Here is a 25965-nt window from a genome sequence, read left to right as displayed (position 1 = left end):
CGTCCCGTAATCCTTCGACACGTAACTTGGTGAGTGATGGCTGAACAAGAATCCGACAACATCGAACCTGTCGAAGCCGAGGGCGCGGACATGACCGTCGCCCAGCTCCGCGACTGGCTGCGGAACTGGGTGGCGGAGGCGACCGGCCAATCGGCCGACCTGATTTCCGACGACCGTCCGATGGAGGAGTTCGGACTCTCCTCGCGCGACGCTGTGGCTCTGAGCGGTGAGATCGAGGAACTCGTCGGTGTGACACTGACTGCGACGGTCGTATATCAGCACCCGACCATTGCGTCTCTCTCGAAGATCATCATCGAGGGCGAGCCCGACACTCCAGCCGACGACGTCGACGACGCCTTCTACCTGCGTGGAAACGCTCACGCCGAATCGCACGACATTGCCATCATTGGCATGTCCACGCGGTTCCCGGGCGCAGGCTCGACTCCCGAAGAGATGTGGACCCTCCTCAGCGAGGGCCGTGACGGTATCTCCGATCTGCCCGAGGGGCGTTGGGAGGAGTTCCTATCCGATCCGGCGATCAAAGCGTCCGTCGACAAGATCGTCACCAAGGGCGGCTACCTCGACGACGTCAAGACGTTCGACGCCGAATTCTTCGCGATGTCGCCCAACGAGGTCGTCAACGTCGACCCCCAGCAGCGCCTCGCGCTCGAGCTCACCTGGGAGGCGCTCGAGCACGCGCGCATTCCGGCCAGCTCCGTCAAGGGTGCCCAGGTTGGTGTCTTCATCGGTAGCTCGTCCAACGACTACCAACTCCTTGCGGTCAGCGACCCCAATGCGCATCCGTATGCACTGACCGGAACGTCGACGGCCATCGTCGCCAATCGCGTCTCCTACTTCTACGACTTCCGCGGGCCGTCCATCGCCGTCGACACGGCATGCTCTTCGTCGTTGGTCGCCGTGCACCAGGCTGTGCGCAGCCTGCGCACCGGTGAATCCGATCTCGCCCTGGCCGGTGGGGTCAACATGCTGCTCGCACCACCGATCACTGTCGGATTCGGGCAAATCGGGATGCTGGCCGCGGACGGCAAGATCAAGGCGTTCTCTTCGGACGCGAACGGCATCACACGCTCTGAGGGCGGCGGTCTCGTCGTGCTCAAGCGGCTCGAGGACGCCAAGCGCGACGGCGACAACATTCTCGCCGTGGTGGCCGGCTCTGCTGTCAACCAGGACGGACGGTCCAACGGTCTTCTCGCGCCCAACCCGGACGCGCAGGCCGATGCGCTTCGTACGGCTTACCGAGACGCGGGCATCGCACCCTCGGGCGTGGACTACATCGAAGCGCACGGCACCGGAACCATTCTCGGCGATCCCATCGAGGCAGACGCGCTGGGACGGGTTGTCGGTCGTGGCCGCGACGCGGACAAGCCTGCATTGCTAGGTTCGGCGAAGACCAACTTCGGCCACCTCGAATCTGCCGCTGGCGCAGCAGGTTTGATCAAGATCGTGCTGGCGATGCAGCAGAATCGACTACCGGCGTCGTTGAACTACGCAGGCCCCAACCCGTACATCGACTTCGACAAGGCGCACCTGAAGGTCGTGTCCGAAGGTGCCGAGTGGCCGCGCTACACCGGCAGGGCTGTGGCCGGCGTGTCCGGCTTCGGTTTCGGTGGTACCAACGCCCATGTGGTGGTGCGTGAGTACGTCGCTGATCAGGAACCAGGCGTCGACTCTGATGCGGTGGATCCGGATGCCGTTCTGGTGGAGGGTGTTTCGGAATCTTCGTCGGAACACTTCGTGCCCGAGGTGGAGACGACGGACCCGGTTGCGGAGGCCGAAGCGATTCTCGAGGACGAGCCCGCCGCTCCCGAGACTGTCGTTCTTGCGGTGTCTGCTGCGCTTCCGTCGCGTCGCAAGCGCGCTGCATCGGATCTCGCCGACTGGTTGGAGACCGAAGAAGGCAGCACGACGCCTCTTGCGGACGTCGGTCGTGCGCTCGCCACGCGCAACCACGGTCGTTCGCGCGCTGTGGTTCTCGCGTCGACGAGGGCCGAGGCGATCACCGGGTTGCGTGCCATTGCGGCAGGTAAGCCGGGCCAGGGTGTGTTCTCCGCCGACTCGCCGGCGTCGAACGGTGCAGTCTGGGTCTTTTCCGGCTTCGGTAGCCAGCACCGCAAGATGGCGTCGACGCTGTACCGGACCAACAAGGTCTTCGCTGCTGCTGTCGACGAGGTCGACGAACTGCTGATCGACGAGGCGGGCTACTCCATCAAGGAGATCATCCTCGACGACTCGCAGACGTACGAGTTCGAGAACTCCCAGGTCGGCATCTTCGTCATTCAGATCGCCTTGGCTGCAACGCTTCGCGCGCATGGGGCGGAGCCCACAGCGGTCATCGGGCATTCGATGGGCGAGGTGGCCGCGGCGTACGTCGCCGGCGGGTTGAACCTGGAAGACGCAGTTCGCATCATCTACGCGCGCTCACGACTGTTGGCCGAGGGGCAGGATGGCGTCACCGAGGCTACCGAGGGCGCAATGGCGCTCGTCGAGTACACGGCGGACGAGGTCAAGACTCTCACCGACCAGTTCCCCAACGTCGAGCCGTGCGTCTACGCCGCGCCGACACACACCACCGTCGGTGGACCACGCGCCGAGGTCGAGGCTCTCGTCGAGATGGCCGAGGCCGCAGGCAAAATGGCCCGTCTGCTCGACGTCAAGGGAGCCGGCCATACCGCCGCGGTCGACGTGCTGCTCGGCGAACTGGCCGCCGAACTGGCCGGAATCGAACCGGGCAAGCTCACTGCCGGGGTCTACTCTTCGGTCGATCGCGAGGCGCACTATCGCGTCGGGCATGCGGCGATCCACGGTGTCGATTACTGGACCAAGGGTATGCGTCACCCGGTCTGGTTCACCCAGGCTGTCAATGTCGCTGTGGGCGATGGGCATACGACGTTCGTCGAGCTCGCGCCCAACCCGGTGGCCCTGATGTCGGTCGCTGCCACCGCATGGGCGGCGGGTGTCGCGGACTCGACCCTGATTCCGACGCTCAAGCGTAAGGAAGACGAGTCCGAGACGTTCCTGGCGGCGCTCGCACAGCTCTACGTTCACGGTCACGCGCTCGACCTGACGACCCTGTTCGACGACGGTGGTTACGCGGCAATCCCACGAACGGCTTACCTGCGCAAGGAATTCTGGCTGCAGACGCGCGTCAACTCCAGCGGAGACGGCCGGATCCCCGGTTCTCGCGTTGCCTTGCCGGACGGCAGGCACGTGTGGGAGGTCCAGGCGTCGGCCGTGGAGTCTCTCGATGCTTTGGTGAAAGCTGCTGCTGCACAGGTTTTCTCGGGTGTCGAGCTCGGGGCGTCCGTCACGCACGCCGCGGTTCCCGCCTCTGGCACTTTGGTGACGACGTTGACCTCCCACCTCGGTGGAGCGTCGGTTCAGGTCCATGCACATTCGGGATCGTCGTTCGTCTTGCTGCACGAGGCCGTCATCGCCTCGGATGAGGCGTTGCCGGAACCTGTTGTTGCCCTGGAAGAACGCTCCTCGTCGCCTATGGAGGAGTTGCCGGAGGTCGTCGAAGATTTCGGCGATCGCTGGGATTCCAATGGCAACCAGAAGCTCGAAGATCGGTTGGCCATCATCGTCGCCGAGTCCATGGGGTATGCGCCCGAGGATCTGCCGCCCGAGATTCCGTTGATCGAGCTGGGGCTCGATTCGCTGAGCGCAGTGCGCATCAAGAACCGCGTCGAGTACGAGTTCGACATCCCCACGGTCCAGTTGCAGGCTGTGCGCGACGCCAACTTGCTCGAGGTCGAAAAGTACCTGCGTTACGCGCTGGAGAATCGCGACGAAGTTCAGGCTTTGGCGGACAAGCAGGCCGCGGAGAAGGAAGCCGAGAAGGCCGCCGAGGCCGGTGCTGCTGCGCGAGACCAGGCCTTGGACACCGCGGTCGCTTCACCTGAGGTGACCACGCCGAGTGCGGAATACCAGCCGGCGCCGTCGACAGCTCCTGCTGCCGAACAGACGGACTTGGGCGGCAAGGAAGCGTTCGCCGAGGCTGCCGGCTCGGACGTTCCACCACGTGACAATGCCGAGCGTATGACGTTCGCGACGTGGGCAGTGGTCACCAAGGAGTCGGCGAAGGGAATCTTCAACATCCTGCCGATCCTCGACGACGAGACCGCCGAAAAGTTGGCCGCACGGCTCACCGAGCGGGCCGGCGGCGAGATCACGTTGGACGACGTCCTCGACTCCGAGACCATCGAGCAGTTGGCCGACAAGGTACGTCCGCACCTCGAAGGCGGCGAGATCGACGGTCTTGTGCGCAATCTGCGGCCGCGGCCGGAAGGTTCCACCGCGACACCGGTCTTCGCTTTCCACTCGGCCGGAAGCTCGACCGTCGCGTACGAGCCGCTGCTGCGTAAGTTGCCGGCCGGAACGCCGATGTACGGACTCGAGCGTGTCGAGGGTCCGATATCTGTCAGAGCTGCCGAGTACGTTCCGCTGATCAAGGCTATCCAGCCAGAGGGGCCGTACGTGTTCGTCGGCTGGTCGCTCGGCGGCATCCTCGCGTACGAGGTCGCGCGTCAGATGGAGGAGGAAGGAATCGAGGTGGCATACGTCGGACTGCTGGACACAGTCATGCCGGGTGTCGAGATTCCGGACACCAAGGAAGAAGTACGACGCCGGTGGGAGCGGTACGCGCAGTTCGCCAAGAAGACCTACAACGTCGACTACCCGATTCCGTACGACAAGCTCGTCGAAGCCGACGACGAGGGGCAGATCCGCATCATCACCGATCTGGTCAAGCTCAGTGGGGCCAAGATCCCCGGCGGCATCATCGAGCATCAGCGGACGTCGTGGTTGGACAACCGGGCGATCCAAACCGCTGAGCTCAAGCCCTACGGCGGACATGTGACGTTGTACATGGCCGACAAGTACCACGACGACGCGATCGCACTCGAGCCCGCCTACGGCTCACGCGAGGCGCACGGCGGATGGGCACCCGTTGTGAAAGATCTCGAGATCGTGCAAATCGGAGGCGACCATCTCGCTGTCGTGGATGAGCCGTACATTGGACGGATTGCGGCACACATGACGAAGAAGCTCGATGAGATCGAGTCGCTGAGAACCGGAGTGTAGATCTTGACTGGTACCACCGCCGAAAAGTTGGCCGACCTGCGGACCAACCTCGAACTCGCCAAGGAACCGGCGGGTGAGATCGGCGTCGCCAAGCGCGCCAAGAAGGGGATACCGAGCGCCCGCGAGCGTGTCGACATGTTGCTCGATCCGGGCAGCTTCGTCGAGATCGGTGCTTTGGTGCGTGCACCGAACGATGCATCGGCGTTGTACAGCGACGGTGTGGTCACCGGGCACGGCACAGTCGACGGTCGGCCGGTCGCAGTCTTCTCGCATGATCAGACCGTGTTCGGCGGAACCGTCGGTGAGATGTTCGGGCGCAAGGTCGCCGGGATCATGGACTTCGCCATCAAGGTCGGATGCCCGGTCATCGGCATCAACGATTCGGGCGGTGCCCGGGTGCAGGACGCGGTGACCTCGCTCGCCTGGTACGCCGAGCTCGGGCGTCGCCACGAACCACTGTCCGGCTTCTGCCCGCAGATCTCGGTGATCCTCGGAAAGTGCGCGGGCGGAGCGGTATACGCACCGATCAACACCGATGTCGTCGTCGCCACCGAAGAGGCGTACATGTTCGTCACCGGACCGGACATCATCAAGTCCGTCACCGGTGAAGAAGTCAGCCTGGAAGATCTCGGTAGCGCCCGCAAGCAAGCCCAGTACGGCAATGTGCATCACGTCGCAGTCGACGAGAAGGCCGCGTTCGACTGGGTGCGCAATTACCTGAGCTACATGCCGTCGAGCTGCCAGGAAGAGCCGCCCGTCGTGAACCCGGGTCTCGAACCCGAGGTAACAGAGTCGGATCTGACGCTCGACAAGATCATGCCCGACGCCGACAACGCCGGCTACGACATGCACGACATCATTCTGCGTCTGTTCGACGACGGCGACTTCCTCGAAATGTCCTCGGAGATAGCGCCGAACGTCATCACCGGTCTGACACGAGTCGACGGCACATCGGTCGGCGTCGTCGCCAATCAGCCGATGTTCCTCTCGGGTGCACTCGATGCCGACAGCGCCGACAAGGCAGCGCGTTTCGTGCGAATCTGCGACGCATACGGCATTCCGCTGGTGTTCCTCGTCGATACGCCTGGGTTCCTCCCCGGTGTCGATCAGGAAAAGGTCGGCGTCATCAAGCGCGGTGGCCGATTCCTGTTCTCGTACATCGAGGCATCGGTCCCCAAGGTCACCGTCGTCGTCCGCAAGGCATACGGCGGCGGCTACGCGGTCATGGGTTGCAAGCAGCTCGGTGCGGACATCAACTTCGCTTGGCCCACAGCACGAATCGCGGTCATGGGCGCCGAAGGTGCCGTCAACATCATCGGCCGCAAGCAGATGGCCGAGGCAGGCGAAAACGCACCAGCCGTCCGTCAGCAGCTCATCAACTTCTACAACGAGCACGTTGCGACCCCTTGGGTCGCCGCCGAGCGTGGCTACATCGACGCCGTCATCGAGCCGTCGAGCACGCGCCTCGAGCTCCGGAAGGCGTTGGCACTGCTGAAGGACAAGAAGGTGTTCAAGAATCCTCGGAAGCACCACCTGTTTCCGATCTAGGAATGCCCTGATCGCTCGGGCCCGCCCGCTGGTCGCTTGCCCGCCCCTGATCGCTTGAATGGTCCATTCATACGAACAGATAGCGTGGATGCGTCATTCACGCGGTGGGTCGCTGGACCGGTCATCGCTTGAATGGTCCATCCATACGGTCAGATAGCGTGGATGCGTCATTCAAGCGGGTCCGAGTCGCAGATTGGGGCGCGGTCGGGCGAGCGCGCGCTCGTACCCGGCGCGAAGGTCAGCCAGCACCCCTTGGGGGTCGTCCCTGATCTGCTGCGGAAGGTGCGAGACCATCACCGCTCCCGCGCGTTCCATGTTCGCTCTACATTTCATCGTCTTGGCGTGATCGGGCGGGCTCAGATGGAATGCGAACGAGTCGATCTGCCAACCGAACGCAACCAGATCGATCCATCCGTCGGGGCGCGCGAGGAAGGTGCCGTCCGCGGCGAACACATCCCGATTGTGCACCATCTGGGGCAAACCTGATGTCGCATAGAGCTTCTGGGCTTGGACTTCAGCTGTCGTCTGCCATGAGCATGGGACCAGCTTGACCTGATTTTGCCAGGGTGATGGGACCACCTGGATTGCCAGTTATGGGACCACCGGCGCGCCTTGCCGGTGGTCTCGTCGTTTGCTCGTTCGATCGTCTGTGACAGCACCAAGCACGTCACGGAGGTCGGTGAGCATGGCTTTTCGGGAGATCAGTGTGAACGAAATCAGAGAAGTACTGCGGTTGTGGCTCGGGACGCCAGCATTGCCGGCTCCCGGTTCACGCAAGATCGCCGAGCATGCCGGGGTGGACCGTAAGACCGTCCGTCGGTACGTCGAGGCAGCCCAAGGAGGTGGCCTCAAGAGAACCGACACTGCCGCTGCGGTGAACGATGATCTCATCGCCGCGGTCGTCGATGCTGTCCGTCCCGACCGACCGCACGGTCACGGCGCGGCATGGGAGCAGCTCGTGCCCCATGAAGAGCAGATCACCAAGTGGGTGGCAGGCGATGGTGAACAGAAGCCGCTCACTATCACCAAAATCGAAGTGCTGCTTGCCCGTAAGGGCTGCGTGGTGCCGTATCGGACGTTGCACCGCTTCGCCACCGAGCGGTGCGGTTTCGGCCGCAAGAACCTGACGGTCCGCGTCGTCGACGGTGACCCGGGGATCGAATGCCAGGTCGACTTCGGCTACCTGGGGATGCTCACAGACCCCGAGGACGGTCGCGCTCGCAAGGTCCACGCCCTGATTTTCACCGCGGTCTACAGCCGGCACATGTTCGTGTGGTTGACGTACTCGCAGACGTTGGTGGCGGTGATCGCCGGCTGCGAAGCAGCGTGGAAGTTCTTCGGCGGAGTCTTCGCGGTCCTGATCCCGGACAACCTCAAACCCGTTGTCAACGAGGCGGACCCGATCACTCCGCGATTCACCGATGGCTGGCTCGACTACAGCAATCATGTCGGGTTCATTACCGATCCAGCGCGGGTCCGGTCGCCGAAGGACAAACCGAGGGTCGAACGCACCGTGCAATACGTGCGCGGTAACTTCTGGGCCGGTGAACGATTCACCAGCCTCGCGCAAGCGCAGGAGGCGGTGGTCCGCTGGTGCGCCAGCACCGCGGGCATGCGCATTCACGGCACGACCTGTGCACGGCCGCTGGAAGTGTTCGAGGACTTTGAACTGCCGGTATTGCTGCCGGTTCCGGCGGTCTACGACGTGCCGATCTTCAAGGACGTCAAGGTCCACCGCGATTTCCACGCCGAAGTCGCACGCGCGTTGTATTCGCTGCCGCAGCAGTGGATCGGATCGACCTTGTCGGTGCGCGCGGACACCGAACTGGTGAAGTTCTATCACCGCGGCACCCTGGTCAAGATTCACCCCCGTCAGCCTCCAGGTGGCCGCAGTACCGACCGCGACGATCTCCCCGAACACAAAACCGACTACGCCTTGCGCGATGTCGCCTCACTCATCGCGAAATGCACCTCACACGGGCCGAACATCGGCATCTACGCCGAACGAATACTCGATGACCCACTGCCGTGGACGAGGATCCGCAGTGTCTACCGACTTCAAGGACTGGTCCGCCGCTACGGAGCCGAACGGGTGGAACAGGCCTGCGCGCTTTCGCTCGATCTCGATGTCGTCTCCGTCACCAAGATCGCCTCGATGCTCGAGCGCGCCACCGAATCCACCACGCCGGATCTACCGAAAGCAGTCGGACAATCATCAACGCGGTTCTCCCGCGATCCAACCGAATTTCGTTCTACTGCAACCACTTCACTGTCCGTCGTAGACGGCAGCACCGCACCTTCGGAGGGACGCCCATGACCACCACTCGCACCGCAGGCACGACCGAACCGGTCGGCACCGACCTCGTCCGACTACTCAAAGCCCTCAAACTCGGCGCGCTCGCCGACACCTTGCCCGAACGCGCTGCTCTGGCCCGCCAACACAAGCTCAGTCACATCGGATTCCTCGAAGTACTCCTTGCCGACGAAGTGAATCGCCGCGACTCCCGTTCGGCGATGCTACGGGCGACCAAGGCGGGGCTCGATCCGGCGATGGCCTTCGATTCCTGGAACGCACTCGACGATCTCCGGTACGACCGGACACTGCTCGGCGATCTGACGTCACTGCGCTTTCTCGATGCCCACCAGTCCGCGATCATCCTCGGGCCGGTCGGGGTCGGCAAAACTCATCTGGCAACAGCATTGGGACACATGGCAATCCGAAGACGACACAGTGTGCTGTTCGCTCGATCGGACAAACTGTTCACCAGGCTACGAGCAGCGCGACTCGACAACACCGTCGACGCCGAAATCCGGCGACTGACCGCAATCGAAGTCCTGATCATCGACGACTTCGCGCTGCGACCACTCGACGCCACCGAGACCAGCGACTTCTACGAACTGATCGTCGAGCGCCACCGGAAGAAAACCACGATCGTCACCTCGAACCGCGAGCCATCAGAGTGGCTGACCATGACCGCCGACACCCTCCTCGCCCAGTCAGCCATCGACCGACTGACCTCCGCTGCGCACACCCTCATCATCGAAGGACCGTCCTACCGCCAACGCACCCGCCCCGGAACAGTTGACGAAAACACCGACAACACGCATCCTCAATAACGCGCCACGGTGGTCCCTACCCTCTGGCAATCAGGTGGTCCCATCAACCTGGCAAGCGACATCAGCAACGGAGTGCGCGTCATCGGCGAGCTGGCGCGCTGCCATCCATCCAACGGCGCCATACTGCCGCGGGCCTTCGTTCAGTTCGCGAACGATCGCGTCGAGAGTCGTCGACCCGCGCTGTATCGCTTGAGCGAAGAGGCGTATGCAACTTTCGGTCGACCGCAACGACCGTGCGGTGTCGACGAGCGCACGAGGCAGGGGTGCGACGAGCAACCGAGCGCGGCGTTCTGGATCGGGCAGACGAGTCGTCCGCTCGACACGAACGAACGAGGTGGATGCCCGACGCATCGACGACGGCACGAGGATGTGTACGTCGCTGCCGACCCGATCGAATCCATGCTGCATCACTGCTGTGCCGCCGGTGAGCATGCTTCGCTCGCCCCCATACAGGAGAGCCGCCGAAAGCTGTTGTACTACATTGGGATTGCCGTTCTGCAGTAGAACGACTCCCGGGAGTATTCGACGCCATTTGCCGTCGTCGGCGGTCCTGGCTGTAATCGATCCGTCTGATACCCCGCACTCCCGGAGCGCCTTGCGTGTGATCACCCCGTTCACGGACGCGCCGTCGAGTATCTCTCGCTGTGTTGCCCATTGTCCTCGTTTCATGGGCAGACGGTGTCACGGGTTGTCGCCGATCCGACTTCACCCACCAGGAGAAACAGAATGTCTGTGTACAACGGCTCAGGCTGTGGACAACCTGTGTGAAAACCGCGCGGCAGGTTCAGCGATGTCGGTGCAGAGTGCTAGGGCGATGGCCCGCACGACCCACCGCTTGGATGGACCACCCACGCTATCTGACCGTATGAATGGACCATTCAAGCGGTCAGGGGGCCGGCGACCCACCGCTTGGATGGACCACCCACGCTATCTGGCCGTATGGATGGACCATTCAAGCGGTCAGGGGGCCGGCCGACCCACGCGAACAGGTGGCCGGCCGACCAAACCCGGCGACCTACTGGTCGAACACCCTCAAGTTCCCGGGCGTCCAGAAGCCCGACCTGGTGACTTCACCGGTCTCGATGGTCGCTGGTACTGCCTGGGGGTAGTACGGGTCGTAGCGCTCGAGGGAGCCCCAGTCGCGGGCCCAGTCGCGATTCAGGTACGTCGGCACCGTCACCGGCTTGGCGAGGAGTTCGCTCCAACCGAGGGGGCCGCCGTTGTCGCCGGCCTGCCAGGTGTCGGTGGAGCTGACGGCCAGAGGACGGTCGGGGAGGATGCGGTAGCCCGGAACCTCGGCGACGCCGTACTCGTGGTCGAAGGGACGCTGGCACGGGAACTGCAGTCCCACAGCCCAGTCGAGCAGTACTGGCTGCTCGCTCCCGATCAGGTCGTTCAGCTTCTCCAACTGCGGAACTCGTGGCGGAGTGAATGCGAACCACTGGTCGCCGGTGAGGTTGGGGTCGTTGGCGACGATACGGACGGCATCGGCGTCGTCAGGCAGATCCGCGATCGGGATGCGGAGGTTGCGCCATGACGGTGCCGGGCCGATGTCGCGGGGCAGGTAGGTGCCTTTGACGTCGACCGATCCGTTGGGTTGACGCGTTCCGTACTCGACGAGGAGTGACTGTCCGTAGGTCAGTGCTCCGGTGTCGTCGTACGAGAGGATGCGACCGGCGGCCGAAACCACGATGAGCGGGGCGTCGTCCGAGCGCTCCGGAAGGGAGTACCAGCTCGACGTCGCCGATGCCGGTTCCTGGATTCCGGGCTGGTAGGAGCCGAGGACCGGAGTGGTGGCGGGGTTGAGTCCGAAGGGTAGTGCCGCGGTCGAGCCGTTGACGCCCTGGGCGCCGATGCCACCACCGGTACCCGAATTTTGGCCTTCCTCGAATGCCGGTCCGACGCTCTGCTGGTCGGTATTGCCCTGTCCGGGTTTGACTTCCACCGCGTCTGCGCTGAGGTCGGTGGGGACGCCGTTCGGGGTGAAGTTCGATGGGTCTTCGCCACCGAGTGGTCCGGTTTCGGGGTCGAAGGCCGCAGGAATCGGATCGAGAATGCCTGCATTCGGGTTCGGTTCCACGAGAACATCGTTCGCGAGTCCGCACGAATTGCCGGTCAGGGATTGAATATTCGATCGCGCAAGCGAGTACGCCGGGTACTGCGACACGGCCCCCTTGACCAGCGACAGGATTTCGAACAGCACCATCAGGCCGGCGATGACGGTCAGCGGAGCGGCCGCGAACTTCTTGATCCGCCTGCCCCGTTCGCTGGTAGCGCGCGGTTGTGGTGGAGCGTAACCCTCGCGGAGATACTGCCATCCGGCCAGTGCCAGAGCGGCGGCGAAGAGGATGAGGAACAGTGTGTTGGACTGGTTGCCGCTCAAGGACACCGTCTTGTCGAACCACGGCACGCCGTAGCTGGAGACGTACCAGTATCCGTTGATGCCCGAGAATGCCAGTGCGAGAACGAACATCAGCCCGGCGAGGAATACCGTCCTGTTTCGCCGCGACCTCAGCGCGCTCGCCGATATCGCCACTGCGGTGAGGGCTGCCAGACCGCCCGCGATCCCCGCGTACGACCCGAAGTGGTGTGTCCACTTGGTCGGGTTGAACATCATGAAGAAGATCGTTCCGAATACGACGCCGATCAGCCGCCAAGCCGGTCCGTTCGCGATGCCCGGTACGCGTCTGCGACGCAACAGGATGAACAGCGTCGAGAACAGGCACAGCAACATCACGAGGAACGCGAAGCGACGTGCGACGGATCCGTCGACAGTTTGGACGAAAAGGTAGTAGTAACGCAGGAAGTCTTGGTACCACGCCTCACTCGGCCCGATTGCCGTCCGCACTCGCGTCGACTCGATGACGGTGGCGTAGGTCTGGTCGGCGAACACCACGACCAGAACCAGGAAGCCTGCTGCAGCCAACGGCGCCAGCAACGGGAGGGTGCCGACGAGTCGGTGGCGGCGAACGACGATGCGTGCCATCGGCCGCGCACCTGCCAGGAGGGCGGCGACACACATCAGGCCCGTCGGCGCCGATGCGAGGGTGAAGGCTCCGATCAAGAATGCCGACGCCGCGGGAAGCAGCCTGCCAGTTGCGATTGCGCGCTCGATCGAGCACCACGTCAGAAGCGCGCCGAGAGCCACGATCGGTTCGGGGCGAAGCCCGTTGTTGTAGGGCAGCCAGAACGCCAGGAAGACGAGTCCGCCGGTCCATAGGGCAACATTCGACTTGCGGACGGCGCGGCCGAGGCGCGGGACGACCTCACGGCTGATCACCATCCAGCAGAGCACCCCGGCGATCAGAGCGGGCAGTCTCATCCACGGGCTTGCGGTGGAGACCTTCGCGAACACGGCCAGCACGTCGTAGTACCAGCCGAACGGGGCCTCGGGGACGCCGAACCAGCGGAAGTAGTTGGCCATGTAGCCGGATTGGTCGGACGCCCGTGCCATTGTGAGCAGGTAACCGTCGTCGGACGTGTTGGCTCCGACGAAGTGCCAGCCGATCAAGGCACCGACGACGGTGACGTCGACGCCGGTGAACTTCCACCAGTGCGACGGGAAGAAACGTCGGTGACCGCGCCCGTCGATGCCGTCGAGTCGTCCCAGCGCGCCCATCGCGATGATGGTGCAGACGACCGCGAGGATCATCGCGAGCAGCTTGAGAATCGTCGGGCTCGACGAGAACCGCGAGTCGACGTCGATCGTGACCGACATGCCGGACGGGGCCGCACCGGTGAGGTCGGTGAAGAGTCCGACGATCTGGGGCCGGAGGTCGCCGTCGAGCCGGCCGACGCGCTGAGCGCCCTGCTCGTCCGTCAAGCCGGTGAACTCGGCGGTCGTGTAGTCGATGTTGGAGACGATCTCGATGGAACTACAGCCGGGGCCCTCGACATCGGCACGCGGTGCGGAGGCCACGACCACGTTGCGGTCCAAGACGTCGACCGAGCCTTCGCTGACGCGCACGAACAGACTGTTGAGTGCAGCTCCCTCACCCTGAGACGGCGCGGTCGCGAGCAGTAGTCCACCCTGCGGCGGGAGCTGGGCGACGGCCGAGCACGGGATCGTCGCGGAGAAGTCGATGGGTGCCTGCGACACGAGCGGTGCGTCGACGTCCTCGATGACACCGGCTTCGGGCCACTGAATGGTCGAGGTGGTCTGCACGACCGGAAGAAACGGCGTGAGGATCGCCAGCAGGGCGCCTACAAGGCCCGTGACGATGGCGATCAGTCGTGTCGTGCGCACCTGAGAGCGCAGATCGACCGGTGAACCCTTCGCCGGAGGAACGGAGGGCACGGCGGATGAATCTGTCACGGCGTCGGGCACGATTGTCGATGTTATGCGAGCGTGATCAGAAGAGCACATATGCCTGGTCCAGACCGTCGGCCCGGACCAGGCATGGAAACCGGGCGCTCAGTCGTTTTTGATCGGTCCGGGGCTGAACAAGCCCGAGCGCGTCTCCTCGGTGACGGTCACTTCCGCAGGGGTAGCGTCCGGGTCGAGTGGTGTGTATCTCTCGATCGAGCCCCAGTCGCGGTCGTAATCGTTCTTCAGATAGGACGGCAATGTCTGGGCTCCGAGCAGCTGCTCGGTCCAGCCGAGCGGTCCACCGCCGATCCAGTCCTGCCACGCGTTGGTCGACTCTGCGCCGGTGCGGTCCGGGAGGATGCGGTACTCGGGCACCTCGGCGACGCCGTAGCGATGGTCGAACGGGCGCTGGCAGGGGAAGGCGAGTCCGACGGCCCAGTCGAGCAGGACGGGCGCGTCCGAGCCGACGACGTCGTTCAGCGATTGTGTTTTCGGCACGCGCGGAGGCGTGATGGCGGCCCACTGATTGCCTGCGAGATCGGAATCGTCGACGACGATGCGAATGGCGTCGGCTTCCGGAGGGAGGTCTGCGAGAGGTACGCGCAGATTCCGCCACGACGGCGCAGGACCGATGTCCGACGGCATGACGCGTCCCAACGCCCGGACGTCGGTGCCCTCTCGGACGCCGTACTCGACCTCGACGCTCTGGCCGGGCGTGACGATCCCGTCCGAATCGACCGAGCGGATCCGGCCTGCGGCGGCGATGGTGATCAGGTCACCGTCGCCCGGGAGGCCGTACCAGTCGGTCGTCAGCGATGCCGGTTCTTCGGTGCCGAAGCTGCCGAGGACGGGCGTGGTGGCCGGGTCGAGACCGAACGGCAGCGTCACGGTGCTGCCGTTGATGCCGGCGTTTGCCTCGGTGCCGCCTGCGGTTCCGGAGTTGTTGGTGGAGACGGTGGTGCTGCCGTCGGTCGGCGCGACCGAGTTGGCTGCGCCTTGGGTGGATTCCTCGGCGTCTGCCGTCAGATCGGAGGCGACGCCGTTGGGTGTGAACCCGACGTTTCCGCCGACGCCCAAGGGGTCCGATACATCCGAAAGGGGTTGCAGCAACGATGCATTCGGATCGGTCTCCACCAGAACATCGTTCGCGAGTCCGCACGCGTTTCCGGTAAGGGAGTCGATGTTCGAGCGTGCGATCGAGTAGGCCGGGTACTGCGCCACCGCACCCTTGAGTAAGGAAAGTACCTCGAACAGCACGACACCGCCTGCGACGATGGTCAATGCCGACGGCGCAAACCTTCGGCGCTTCTTGGTGGCGGGTGTTACGTACGGCATCCGAATATGTTGGTACGCAGCGTAGATCAGGGTCAGTACGGTCAGTCCGAGGAAGACGGTCGAGAAGCCCTTCCCTGCGACGGATGGCGGCTTGTCGAACCACGGAACGCCGTAGCTGGAGACGTACCACCAGCCGTTGGAGCCCGTGAAGGCCAGTGCCGTCAGGAACAGCACGGCAGCGGTGAACAGAGTCCGATTGCGCGGTGACCTGATGGTCGCGGCCGTGACACTGACGGCGGCCAATGCTGCGACCGAGCCTGCGAGACCGGCGTAGACACCGAAGTGATGAGTCCACTTGGTGGGGGTGAACATCATCAAAGCCAGTGCGCCGATGATGATTCCGAGAATACGGCGGGACGGTCCGATCGCTGTGCCGGGGATTCGTCCGTTCTTGCGCAGCATCACGAAGACCGATACCGCGACGCACAGCAGCATCACGAACACGCCGAACCGTCGGGCGAGGGAGCCGTCGGGAGTGATCATCATCAGCGAATCCCAGCGGATTCGTTCGTCGAACCACGCCACGTTCGGGCCGACGGCCGAACGAACCCGTGTCGCTTCGAGGACGGAGGCGACGGTTTGGTCGGCGAAGATCGCGATCAGAACTGCGGTTCCCGACGCCAGCAGCGGTGCGATCAGGGCGGCGAACCCAACGAGTTTTGCGCGACGAACGAGGATTTGCACGAGCGGTCGCGCGCCTGCCAGGAGTGCGGCGATGCAGATGAGGCCGGTCGGACCGGCGGCGAGGGAGAAAGCGGCGATCAGTAGCGCTATGGCCGCGGGCAGCAGGCGTCCGGTTGCGATGGCTCGTTCGATGGAGCACCAGGTCAGCAGCGCGCCGAGGGCGATGACCGGTTCCGGGCGAAGGCCGTTGTCGTAGGGCAGCCAGAATGCGAGGAAGACGAGGCCGCCGGTCCACAGTGCGACTTTCGACGAGCGGACGGCACGGCCGAGGCGCGGGACGACCTCACGGCTGATGACCATCCAGCACAGGATTCCGGCGAGCAGGGCAGGCAACCGCATCCAGACGCTGGCTGTGGAGACCTTCGCCAGCGCGGCGAGCATGTCGTAGTACGGCATTCCGAACGGTGCTTCGGGGACTCCGAACCAGCGGAAGTAGTTGGCCATGTATCCGGCGTTCTCGGACACCCTGGCCATGTTGAGCAGGTAACCGTCGTCGGATGTGTTGGCGCCGATGATGTGCCAGAGCAGCAGTGTCCCGATGACGATGGCGTCGACGCCGGTGATCTTCCACCAGCGGGCGGGGAGGAAACCGCGTGCGCGACGACCGTCGATTCCGTCGAGTCGATGCAGCGCGAATAGCGACATGACGATGGCGAGGGCGCCGACGATCATCGCGAGCAGTTTGAACAGGGTCGGGCTGGACGAGAACCGGGAGTCGATCTCGGCGGTGACGCTCAGGCCGGGGGTAGCCTGCTGCAGGTCGGTGAAGATACCGACCATCTGTGGTCTGACGTCGCCGTCGACGGTGGTGGACTCGCCGTCGACGCTGACCACTGTGCGTGCAGAGTTGCTGTCCACCGTAATTGCGCAGTCACCGGTAGCGGGGGTCTCGGCAAGAACCCGGTCCCGGAGAATCACCGCGAGGTTCTGCTCGTCGGTGACTTTGACGACGAGTCCGCGGCTTTCGACCCCCGGCGCCCCTGACGGCAGCGTGGAAACGAGAGTGCCAGGTGCGTCCGTGCATGGGATCGACGCCTCGAGGTTCAGCGGCGTGTAGGACACCAACGGAGACTCGACGCTGCCGAAGCTCTCCGACGGCCATGAGATGGTCGCGGTCGATTCCTCGACGGGAAGAAGCGGCGTCGCGAGGGCAAGGATCACCCCGATCAACCCGGTGAGAAAGGCAACTGTCTTGGCTGTACCGATGCGAGCAGTCGTCAACTCGGGTTTGGAACGCACCCGATCATGTTAGGGGAGGCGGGAGTGGGAGCTTGTCCGAGGGAGTTAGGGAACGAGGGAGCGCACGTCCCAGATCCAGACGCCGTCGTGGTATTCGGCGTCGAAGCCGAGCAGGGCGTTGACCGTGTTGCGCAGTGCGACGCTGTTGCGGCCCGGCTGCAGCACTACGACGTCGGCAGACCAGAACTGGAGATCGGCGCGAGCGTCGGCCTGTTGCTCGGTGGTGATCTCGGGAACTGTTCCCGAGTTGCGGACGGATCCGAGCAGCAATGCGGTCGGGCGGTCCACGGCGCCGTACTTGGCTGTTCTTTCCTCGGTGTCGCTAGGCCCTACGAAGTAGCCGCCTGCGAGTGGGAAGCTCATATTGGCCTCGATCTGCCATCGCAGCGGCCTCGCATCCTCTGGACGCGGCAACGGGACAGTCACGACCGAGCCGTCGTCGACATAGTTCTTCCAGTCACCGCTCGCGAAGAACTGCGGCGTCGCGGTTCTTTCCACTGCCTGCAGCGGTGTCGGAAGCAGCGGGACGAGCGCCAAGGCCAACGCGATGGACCACGCTGCCGGGATCGGTCGCAGCCCGCGCTTGAACGCTGCGTCTGTCGCCAGCACCAGCAGTAGGGCAAGTGCGGGCACTGCGGCGAGCGCGAAACGCGTTTCCAGGACCGACTCGACGAGTGGCGTGTCGGCGAGCCATTGCCAGGGCAGTTCGATCTCGGTGTTCTTCTTGCCGATGATCAGCTCGGATCCGAGCGAGACAACGATGACGGCGGCGGCTGTTGCTGCGGCGGCTCGCGCGCACGCCACGCGCCAGAGCCACACAGCTGCCACGAGCGCGAGCACGAGGAGTGGCCACCCGAAGTACGCATTCTCCTCGGTGGCGTTGATGCGAACGTTCTGACCGGGCGTCGTGACCCCGCCGACCGACTGCGTCGGGAACTGAGTGAGTGCTTTGGCGTCGTTACCCATTGCGCCGTGTTCGAGGAACGAATAGCTTTGCGGCCCGAAGAACTGCCAATACAGCGGGAAGGCGACGAGTGCCAGCGCCAGAACGGCGGCTATCGAGAGACTCTTCCAGGAGTTCTTGACGGCGGGCCAGAAGCTCCGCGGTCGGCCGGCGTAGTAGACAAGCGCGAACAGTCCGAAGGCGATCGCGAAAATCAGCAGTGGTTCCTCGCCGAGCATGATCTGCAGCGCGACGACGAGACCGAGTGCAATGGTCTTCTTGGTCGTCGGACCTGTACGCGCGATGCTGACGACCAACGACGCAATGACGGGCAGCAGGAACAGAACGACGAAGTTCGGGTGTCCGTTCGCGTGAGAGATCATGCCGGGTGCGAAGCCGCACAGTGCGCCGCCCAATGCGGACGCGCCGCGCGATGCGCCCACGGTCCGCGAGAACAGCCAGTACCAGGCATAGGCGGTGCCGGCGAGCCCTATCGTCAGCGCGATTGCCCAGGTGACGGTGGGGCCGAACAGCAGCGTGACGGGCGCCAACGGAATCGACAGCCCGAACATGGCGGTGTTGGCCATGAGATTCACGCCGAGTGGGTAGTTCTGCAGATCGCTCCACAGTGGGTTCTCGAGGTGCACGACCGAGTGCGCGGCAACGGCGAAGAACCACTCCCACATCGCCTGGTCCTGGCCACTGTTGTAGAGGTAGCCGTTCGACAGATTCCGCCACTGTCCCTGCAGGACGAACAGGGCGACGACGGTGAAGGCAGAGGCTGCCGCAACGTCGGCACGGTTGACCCCGCGTACACGTGCCGCAACGGACCCGATTTTCGACGAGGGGGCCGTCCCCGGCTGCTCGAGAATAGTCTGGTCGGTGGTGATCATCGGGTTGAACGTTACGTGAACGTTATGTGATTTGCCTATGTGGAACGAGTGACCAGCGCAAATGGCCCGATGTCGGTCACCTCGAACCGTGGATCCTCGAACAGCGACTCGTCGAAGGTGACGGTGTATCGCCGCACATTGGGATCGTTCGGGTACACATCCTCGGCCAGCCTCAGGGTGTAGCCGTCGGCGCCGCGGCGGAACAGGAAGGCGTCGGGAGCCGGCCACTGGCTGGTATCGAGTGCTTCGATCAGTTCGTCCGGGGTTTCGAGTGCTGCCCATTCGGCGATTGCTGCCGACCGCTGGTCGAACTGAGCGAGTGGATTGGCGTAGTGGGACGTCAAACCCTGGAAGCCGAAGTAGGGGTAGTAGCTCAGGAACGACGTGTCCGCAGTGAGCACGATTGTTTCGTCCCGTTCTCGGCCCAGTTGCTCGGTGATCGCCTGGTCCACTTCGCCGTAGTACGACACGGCGCTCGGTGGACGCTTGTCGGCGCGTACCCCGTCACCGTCTGTGTCCGAGTACGCGACAGTGATCTCCGCTTGCAGTACCTGGGGGATGTTCTGCGCGAATGCCAGTGCGCCGACGGTTGCGAGAACAACTGCTGCGACCTTGAAGCGCGTCGGCTCGTTGATTGCCTGGTATATCGCTTTCGATCCCTCGACGAAGCCGAAAACTCCTGCGGCGCCCAATAATACGATCAGTACCGCTTCGAGTCGGAACGACAGCAGCGTGGTGCCGGCGACGGTGGCCGCCATCGACATCAGCGTCCACAGATACACGGCGACGACGCCAAGTCCGAGTGCCTGCGCACGCCTCGACGTCGCGGACCGGACCGCCAGCCACAGCGTGCCAACCATGCAGAGGGCGCCGAGCAATGAGAACTCGAGCATCGGGAAGGGAAGCGCTGCACCGGCTTCGGGGAGGTAGTGCAGCGCAGTCCCGGAGGTCGACGGGGTGCCCGTCACGAAGTCGACGAGGTACGGAAGCCACACTGTGAGCGCTATGACCCCGGAGATGGCAGCGATGGCGACGAGCCTGACGAGAACCGGAACGGCGGCCCGCCATGTCCCGTGTGCGCGAACGTTGAGTACGGCCGATACGACGGCCATGAGGGTGACCGCGAACGCCGCCATCCCCAGATAGAGGGTGTAGAACGTCGCAGCTAGGCCGAGGAACAATCCGGTACCGACGACCGCGCCCCAGCCCCAGTTGGTGGTTCGCTTGGGTTCGCTCCTACCCCCAGACCGCTTGAATGGTCCATTCATACGATCAGATGGCGTGGATGGACCATTCAAGCGAGCGGAGTAGACGGACACCGGCCTATTCAGCGCACCCCACGCGAGTAGGAGAGCCGGCGCGACGAGCAGGGCGATGACGGCGCTGTATGCCTCTGGAGATGCGTACGCGACGACCAGCGCGGTGGTCACGGCGCTGACCGCGACGGCCAGGTCCGTCCGAACGAGCTGCTTCCAAAGCGTGAACGCCACGACCGCCGTGACTGCGAGGAACCCGATTGCGAACGGCTTGAACACTTCCCAGCCGTCCATGCCCAGGAGATTTCCGACGCGTCCGCCGATCCAGAACCAGCCTGCCGGGTAGAACGGTGGGATGTCGGCGTACGTCATGTCGCGCAGCGCGGCCGAATCTGTCAGTCGCGTCAGGTATTCGGTGCGAAACTCTTGGTCGACCGAAATGCCGAACAGGTACAACTTGGTCGCCGCCAAGGGCATACCGAGTGTGACCGTGACGAATCCGGACAGCCCGAGCCACGTCAGAACCTTCGCCAACCATTCCAAGGTCCCGCGGCGATACAGAACGATCGCCGCGGCGAACGCTATGGCGCAGACGACCTGCCCGAGCGACGTCAGTGCGCGAGTGACGTTGGACGAGTTGAACGCCGGCCACTCGACGAGGGAGAAGGCGTACAACCCGATCGACGCAACAATGGTTGCGACGAGAGCGGCCAGTGCACCGTCGACGGCCGTCCCGAGCGCTCGTTTCATCTAGATAGGGAGTTTGCGGAAGATCGGACGCGGAACGTGCCGCAGTGCGATCATCACGAAGCGGAAAGGTCCCGGTGCCCAGACCAGATCCTTGCCCTTCTGCGATGCGGCCACCGCCAGTTTGGCGATGTCTTCCTTGTCGACCGTCAACGGAGCTTCCTTGACGTGCGCGCTGAACTTGGTGCGCACCATTCCGGGGCGGATCACCGTCACGCGAGGGCCGAACTCGCGCAGAGCTTCTCCGAGGCCGAGGTAGAAACCGTCGAGACCCGCTTTGGTCGATCCGTACACGAAGTTGGAACGACGTACACGCTCACCGGCGACCGAGGACATGACGATGATGCGTCCGGAGGCCTGTGCCTTCATCTTCTCGCCGAGCAGTACGCCCACCGACACCGAAGCGGTGTAGTTGATGTTTGCCGTCAGGACAGCTTTGCGCTGGTCCTGCCACAGCTCCTCGGCGTCGAAGTCCACCGCGAAAGCAACGATGGCGACGTCGACATCGCCCTTGGACCACGCTTCGTCGATGACCTTCGGGTGCGAGGCCGTATCGAGTGCATCGAAGTCGATGACGTCGACGGACTTCGCGCCCTTGGCGGTCAGCTGGGCGACGGCGCTCTCGCGCAGCGGGTCGTTCGGCAGCGCGGCGAGTATGACTCGAGCCGGTGACTTCGACAGGTATTCCTCGGTGATGGCGAGACCGATCTCGCTTGTTCCGCCCAGAACCAGGATCGTCTGGGGGTTGCCGACGGCATCTATCGTCACAGTAATTCCAGCCTTCTTGCCATATCGGAGGCGAAAACGCCTGTGGGGTCGACGGATCGGCGAACCTTGATCCACTCGTCGATCCGTGGGTACATCGAATGGAACGTTTCGGCGGTGGTGCGCGAATCCTTCGCTGTGTACAGACGACCGCCGAATTCGAGGACGCGCTTGTCGAGTTCCCGGACCATCTCGTTGAGGCCTGCTTTGATCGGGAAGTCCATCGCAACATTCCAACCGGCCATCGGAAAGCTCAGTGGCGCTTTGTTTCCCGGACCGAACAACTTGAAGACGTTCAGTGCCGAGTACTGGCCGGAACGCTGGATGAACCGGATGATGTCCTTGAACTCTTCGAGAGCCTCGGTGGGAACGAGGAACTGGTACTGCAGAAATCCCTTGGGCCCGTAGCCGCGGTTCCACTCGCCGATGAGATCGAGGGGGTGGTAGAACTGCGTCAGGTTCTGGACCTTGCCGGTGTAGTTGCCACCCATGCGGTAGTAGGCCTCGCCGATCATGCTCATCGACAGCTTGTTCAGGCCGCTGATCGGGAAGACATCCGGCACTGTCAGCAACTGCGGCGCGTCGAACTTGAGCGGGTCCTTCTGCAACTTCTTAGGGAGCTCGTCGAACTTCGCCAACGAGCCACGGGTGATCGTCGCCCGACCGAGCTTGGGCGGCCCGCTCATGACGTCGAACCACGCACTCGAGTACGTGTAGTTGTCCTCGGTGCCGTCCTGATGAGCCGCGACGGTCTCGTCGAGAGTCTCGGTACGAATGCCGTCGTTGATGAAGTAGGCCGACTCGGTGGCCGTCATCTCGATGGTCGCGCGCAGGATGATGCCGGTCAGACCATTGCCACCGACCGTCGCCCAGAACAGTTTGGCGTTCTTGCCCGACGGTGTCAGATGGCGGATCTGTCCGTCCGCGGTGAGCAGTTCCATCGAGCGCACGTGGTTGCCGAAGCTGCCGGCGCTGTGATGGTTCTTGCCGTGGATATCGCATCCGATTGCGCCGCCGATGGTGACCTGACGCGTACCGGGCAGGACCGGAACCCACAGACCGAACGGCAGCGCGGCCCGCATCAGCTGATCGAGACTGACGCCACCGTCGAGATCGACGATGCGCGTTCCCGCGTCGATGCTGTGGATGCGGTTGAGTGCCGTCATGTCGATGACGAGGCCACCGGAATTCTGAGCGTTGTCACCGTACGAGCGGCCGAGGCCACGTGCGATGACACCGCGCTGCAGGTAGGACGGCTTGCTGTCGTTCTGCTCTGCAACCTGCTTCACCGCGTTCGCAATGAGCTCGGGGTCGGAGGTCGAGAGCACCTCACCGGTCGAAGGCGCGGTGCGCCCGAAACCGGAGATCGTGCGGGTCTGCGTGGGTAGCGGCGCAGTGTTCCGGGCCTGTGGTTCCAGGGGGAAGAGTGCGTCGTCTGCTGTCGTGGACATCGGTGTAGAGGGTACCCGCTGCGCGGCGGGGTCTAAGGGGTGCCCGGTGCGGGTCGACGGCTAGTCTCGATGATCGTGCCCACCTCGCAGAACGACGACTGGTCAGCAGAAGACGAAGAGTTGCAACACCACGTCCCGCTGCCCGTCGAGTTGCCGCTGACGGAAAACATCGCCGACGAAGCCCTCGACCTCAAGACTCAGATCATCCGCTTCTTGGCGACGGGTGTGCTGTCGGCAATCGTCGACCAGGGCGTCAACCTGCTGCTGCATTTCGTGTTCGGCGTCGGCGTCACGCTGGCCAAGGCGATCGGCTTCGTGCTCGGCACCACAACGGCGTACTTGATCAACCGTCGTTGGACGTTCAATGCTGCGCCGTCGCGTGCGCGCTTTGTCGCAGTGGTCGCGTTGTACGGAGTGACCTTTGCCGTCCAGGTCGGCATCTACACATGGCTCTACCAGGCATTACCCGACGGTTTTTGGTACGCCAACGTTGCCTTCGTCATAGCTCAGGGCACCGCGACGGTCATCAACTTCATCGTCCAGCGGTTCGTGATCTTCAAGATTCGCTGATCTGCCTGCCCCAGCGGCCCTGTCGCTGGACCGTGCCCTGTCGCTGGAACGTGCGCAACCAGCCCCGAGCCGCACCGAACGACTCATTCGGTCACCACCACGGCTGATCGCGCACCTTTCAGCCCACGCCCACGTTGCAACCTGCGCCCCGGCTGGAACGTGCGCAACCAGCTCCGAGCTGCACCGAACGACTCATTCGGTCACCACCACGGCTGATCGCGCACCTTTCAGCCCACGCTCACGTTGCAACCTGCGCCCCGGCTGGAACGTGCGCAACCAGCTCCGAGCTGCACCGAACGACTCATTCGGTCACCACCACGGCTGACGCGCACCTTTCAGCCCACGCTCACGTTGCAACCTGCGCCCCGGCTGGAACGTGCGCGGTCAGTCCTGGAACTTCGGCAGATAACCGGCGGCGATGGCGTCGGCGAGTGAGGGTGCCGCACGGTCCTTGTCGGAGAGTTGGTACTCGAGCGGGGATCCGTCGCGTGCGAGGGTCGGCCAGTCGATACCCAGATCAGGATCCAACGGATCGATGTCGCGGTCCAGGGACGGGGTGTACTCGATCGAGCACAGGTACATCACCGTCGATCCGTCCTCGAGCGACAAGATCGCATGCCCCAACCCTTCCGGCAGATACACCGCACGCCGATCGACATCGTCGATGAGCACACTGTCCCACTGCCCGAACGTCGGCGACCCCACCCGCAAGTCGACGATCACATCCAGGAAGGCACCCGTCACCGCAGTGACGTACTTCGCCTGCCCAGGCGGGGTATCGGTGAAATGGATCCCACGCAGCACCCCGGCCGCGGAGACCGAACAATTCGCCTGCTCCAACGTCAAGGGCCGACCGACCGCGTCGGTGAACGCCGAGGATTTGAACCACTCGAAGAACACACCACGATCGTCACCGAACTGACGAGGGGTGTACTCGTACGCACCAGCGATCTTCAATTCACGAAAACTCATTGCTCACTTTTCTCACTGACGGCGGTCGAGGAGGTCGAGCAGGTACTGCCCGTATCCGGATTTGACGAGCTTCTCCGCCCGCTCGCGGAGTTCGTCGTCGCTGATGAACCCTCGACGCCACGACACTTCCTCCGGCGCCCCGATCTTGAGACCCTGACGCTGCTCGATGGTGCGCACGTAATTGGAGGCATCGAGCAGCGAATCGAAGGTACCGGTGTCGAGCCACGCCGTCCCACGCGGCAGCACCTGCACCGCCAACCGGCCCGCATCGAGATAGTGCCGGTTGACGTCGGTGATCTCGTATTCCCCCCGCGCCGACGGCTGCAGATCCCGGGCGATGGCCAGGACATCGTTGTCGTAGAAGTACAGACCCGGCACCGAGTAGTTCGACTTGGGGACCTTCGGCTTCTCCTCCAACGACACCGCCCGCCCGGACGCGTCGAATTCGATGACGCCGTACGCACTGGGGTCCTTGACCTCGTAGGCGAACACCGCGCCGCCCTCGATCGCCTCGAACCTACCCAACTGCGAGCCCAGCCCCGGGCCGTAGAAGATGTTGTCACCGAGCACCAACGCAGCACCCTCGGACCCGATGTGATCGGCACCGAGGACGAACGCCTGAGCGAGACCGTTCGGGGTGTGCTGGACCTTGTAGGTCAGGTTGATGCCGAACTGCGAGCCGTCACCGAGCAGACGTTGGAACTGCTCCGAGTCCTGCGCAGTGGTGATGATCAAGATGTCACGAATGTTCGCCAGAATCAGCGTCGACAGCGGGTAGTAGATCATCGGCTTGTCGTAGACCGGAACAAGCTGCTTGCTCACACCCATCGTGATCGGATGAAGACGCGACCCGGTACCGCCCGCCAAAATGATTCCCCGCATACCCCGCAGTCTCCCAGATCGACCCGAACAGCGCGCGGTCACTGCCATGGCTTGAACAGGACCGAGCTGGCCGCGAGCATCAACAATCTCGTACCGATCCCCATTTGAAGTCCCCCGAAGTCGACGAAACGCCAACACGGTGCTCGGACAA

General features: G+C 63.7%; 15 protein-coding genes. 5 read left to right on the top strand and 10 right to left on the bottom strand.

Going from position 1 to position 25965, the window contains the following annotated elements; all coding sequences use genetic code 11:
* The first annotated feature begins 36 nt into the window (after positions 1-36).
* Entirely contained in the window at positions 37-5103 is a 5067-nt protein-coding gene (gene pks13, locus WDS16_RS21300) for a polyketide synthase Pks13 (RefSeq protein WP_338887476.1), read from the top strand.
* Positions 5104-5106: 3 nt separating this feature from the next.
* Positions 5107-6651, top strand: coding sequence for an acyl-CoA carboxylase subunit beta (locus WDS16_RS21295; protein ID WP_338887474.1), 1545 nt, complete (start codon positions 5107-5109; stop codon positions 6649-6651).
* A 171-nt stretch (positions 6652-6822) separates the two neighbouring features.
* Here WDS16_RS21295 and WDS16_RS21290 read toward each other — a convergent pair whose 3' ends face one another.
* The gene (locus tag WDS16_RS21290; protein WP_338887472.1) at positions 6823-7122 is read right to left on the bottom strand and encodes a hypothetical protein; all 300 of its coding nucleotides are present in this window, start codon (positions 7120-7122) and stop codon (positions 6823-6825) included.
* 214 nt (positions 7123-7336) lie between these two features.
* On the opposite strand from WDS16_RS21290, the gene istA reads away from it, so the two are divergent.
* Positions 7337-8968 carry an IS21 family transposase gene (gene istA, locus WDS16_RS21285; RefSeq protein ID WP_338887198.1) on the top strand — a complete coding sequence of 544 codons (1632 nt, stop codon included), beginning with the start codon at positions 7337-7339 and terminating at the stop codon, positions 8966-8968.
* Entirely contained in the window at positions 8965-9768 is an 804-nt protein-coding gene (gene istB, locus WDS16_RS21280) for an IS21-like element helper ATPase IstB (protein WP_338887200.1), read from the top strand. Before istA ends, istB begins: the two co-directional genes overlap by 4 nt.
* A 30-nt stretch (positions 9769-9798) precedes the next feature.
* Here the strand turns inward: istB and WDS16_RS21275 are convergent, their stop codons facing one another.
* The 7 genes from WDS16_RS21275 to WDS16_RS21245 form a co-directional block, all read right to left on the bottom strand.
* A complete protein-coding gene (locus tag WDS16_RS21275) occupies positions 9799-10437 on the bottom strand; it encodes a hypothetical protein (protein WP_338887470.1) in 639 nt (212 codons plus the stop codon).
* A 346-nt stretch (positions 10438-10783) separates the two neighbouring features.
* Positions 10784-14095: an arabinosyltransferase domain-containing protein gene (locus WDS16_RS21270; RefSeq protein WP_338887468.1), complete on the bottom strand. Its 3312-nt coding sequence runs from the start codon at positions 14093-14095 to the stop codon at positions 10784-10786.
* Between the two features lie 87 nt (positions 14096-14182).
* Positions 14183-17335 carry an arabinosyltransferase domain-containing protein gene (locus WDS16_RS21265; RefSeq protein ID WP_338887467.1) on the bottom strand — a complete coding sequence of 1051 codons (3153 nt, stop codon included), beginning with the start codon at positions 17333-17335 and terminating at the stop codon, positions 14183-14185.
* Positions 17336-17380: 45 nt separating this feature from the next.
* Positions 17381-19171 carry a glycosyl transferase gene (locus WDS16_RS21260; RefSeq protein ID WP_338887465.1) on the bottom strand — a complete coding sequence of 597 codons (1791 nt, stop codon included), beginning with the start codon at positions 19169-19171 and terminating at the stop codon, positions 17381-17383.
* A 35-nt stretch (positions 19172-19206) separates the two neighbouring features.
* Positions 19207-21177 carry a galactan 5-O-arabinofuranosyltransferase gene (locus WDS16_RS21255; protein ID WP_338887463.1) on the bottom strand — a complete coding sequence of 657 codons (1971 nt, stop codon included), beginning with the start codon at positions 21175-21177 and terminating at the stop codon, positions 19207-19209.
* Complete coding sequence (locus tag WDS16_RS21250) at positions 21178-21942, bottom strand: decaprenylphospho-beta-D-erythro-pentofuranosid-2-ulose 2-reductase (protein WP_338887462.1); 765 nt, start codon at positions 21940-21942, stop codon at positions 21178-21180.
* A complete protein-coding gene (locus tag WDS16_RS21245; protein ID WP_338887460.1) occupies positions 21939-23390 on the bottom strand; it encodes an FAD-binding oxidoreductase in 1452 nt (483 codons plus the stop codon). Before WDS16_RS21245 ends, WDS16_RS21250 begins: the two co-directional genes overlap by 4 nt.
* Before the next feature lie 69 nt (positions 23391-23459).
* On the opposite strand from WDS16_RS21245, the gene WDS16_RS21240 reads away from it, so the two are divergent.
* Positions 23460-23960, top strand: a complete 501-nt coding sequence (locus WDS16_RS21240) for a GtrA family protein (RefSeq protein WP_338887459.1) — start codon at positions 23460-23462, stop codon at positions 23958-23960.
* A 384-nt stretch (positions 23961-24344) separates the two neighbouring features.
* On the opposite strand, the gene WDS16_RS21235 is transcribed toward WDS16_RS21240, so the two are convergent.
* Both WDS16_RS21235 and rfbA read right to left on the bottom strand, forming a co-directional pair.
* Positions 24345-24932 carry a dTDP-4-dehydrorhamnose 3,5-epimerase gene (locus WDS16_RS21235; RefSeq protein WP_338887457.1) on the bottom strand — a complete coding sequence of 196 codons (588 nt, stop codon included), beginning with the start codon at positions 24930-24932 and terminating at the stop codon, positions 24345-24347.
* Positions 24933-24944: 12 nt separating this feature from the next.
* The gene (rfbA, locus tag WDS16_RS21230) at positions 24945-25814 is read right to left on the bottom strand and encodes a glucose-1-phosphate thymidylyltransferase RfbA (protein WP_338887455.1); all 870 of its coding nucleotides are present in this window, start codon (positions 25812-25814) and stop codon (positions 24945-24947) included.
* Between the last annotated feature and the right edge of the window lie 151 nt (positions 25815-25965).

It is taken from the genome of Rhodococcus sovatensis (assembly GCF_037327425.1).
In the GTDB taxonomy this organism is placed as follows: Bacteria; Actinomycetota; Actinomycetes; order Mycobacteriales; family Mycobacteriaceae; genus Rhodococcoides; species Rhodococcoides sovatense.
This window is presented reverse-complemented; position numbering and strand designations above follow the sequence as displayed.

Bases quoted from the DNA above. Each gene is read 5' to 3' on its own strand.
- pks13 (WP_338887476.1), top strand. From the start codon at position 37: ATGGCTGAACAAGAATCCGACAACATCGAACCTGTCGAAGCCGAGGGC.
- WDS16_RS21290 (WP_338887472.1), bottom strand. From the start codon at position 7,122: ATGGTGCACAATCGGGATGTGTTCGCCGCGGACGGCACCTTCCTCGCG.
- istA (WP_338887198.1), top strand. From the start codon at position 7,337: ATGGCTTTTCGGGAGATCAGTGTGAACGAAATCAGAGAAGTACTGCGG.
- istB (WP_338887200.1), top strand. From the start codon at position 8,965: ATGACCACCACTCGCACCGCAGGCACGACCGAACCGGTCGGCACCGAC.
- WDS16_RS21275 (WP_338887470.1), bottom strand. From the start codon at position 10,437: ATGAAACGAGGACAATGGGCAACACAGCGAGAGATACTCGACGGCGCG.
- WDS16_RS21260 (WP_338887465.1), bottom strand. From the start codon at position 19,171: ATGATCACCACCGACCAGACTATTCTCGAGCAGCCGGGGACGGCCCCC.
- WDS16_RS21255 (WP_338887463.1), bottom strand. From the start codon at position 21,177: ATGAAACGAGCGCTCGGGACGGCCGTCGACGGTGCACTGGCCGCTCTC.
- WDS16_RS21245 (WP_338887460.1), bottom strand. From the start codon at position 23,390: ATGTCCACGACAGCAGACGACGCACTCTTCCCCCTGGAACCACAGGCC.
- WDS16_RS21240 (WP_338887459.1), top strand. From the start codon at position 23,460: ATGATCGTGCCCACCTCGCAGAACGACGACTGGTCAGCAGAAGACGAA.
- WDS16_RS21235 (WP_338887457.1), bottom strand. From the start codon at position 24,932: ATGAGTTTTCGTGAATTGAAGATCGCTGGTGCGTACGAGTACACCCCT.
- rfbA (WP_338887455.1), bottom strand. From the start codon at position 25,814: ATGCGGGGAATCATTTTGGCGGGCGGTACCGGGTCGCGTCTTCATCCG.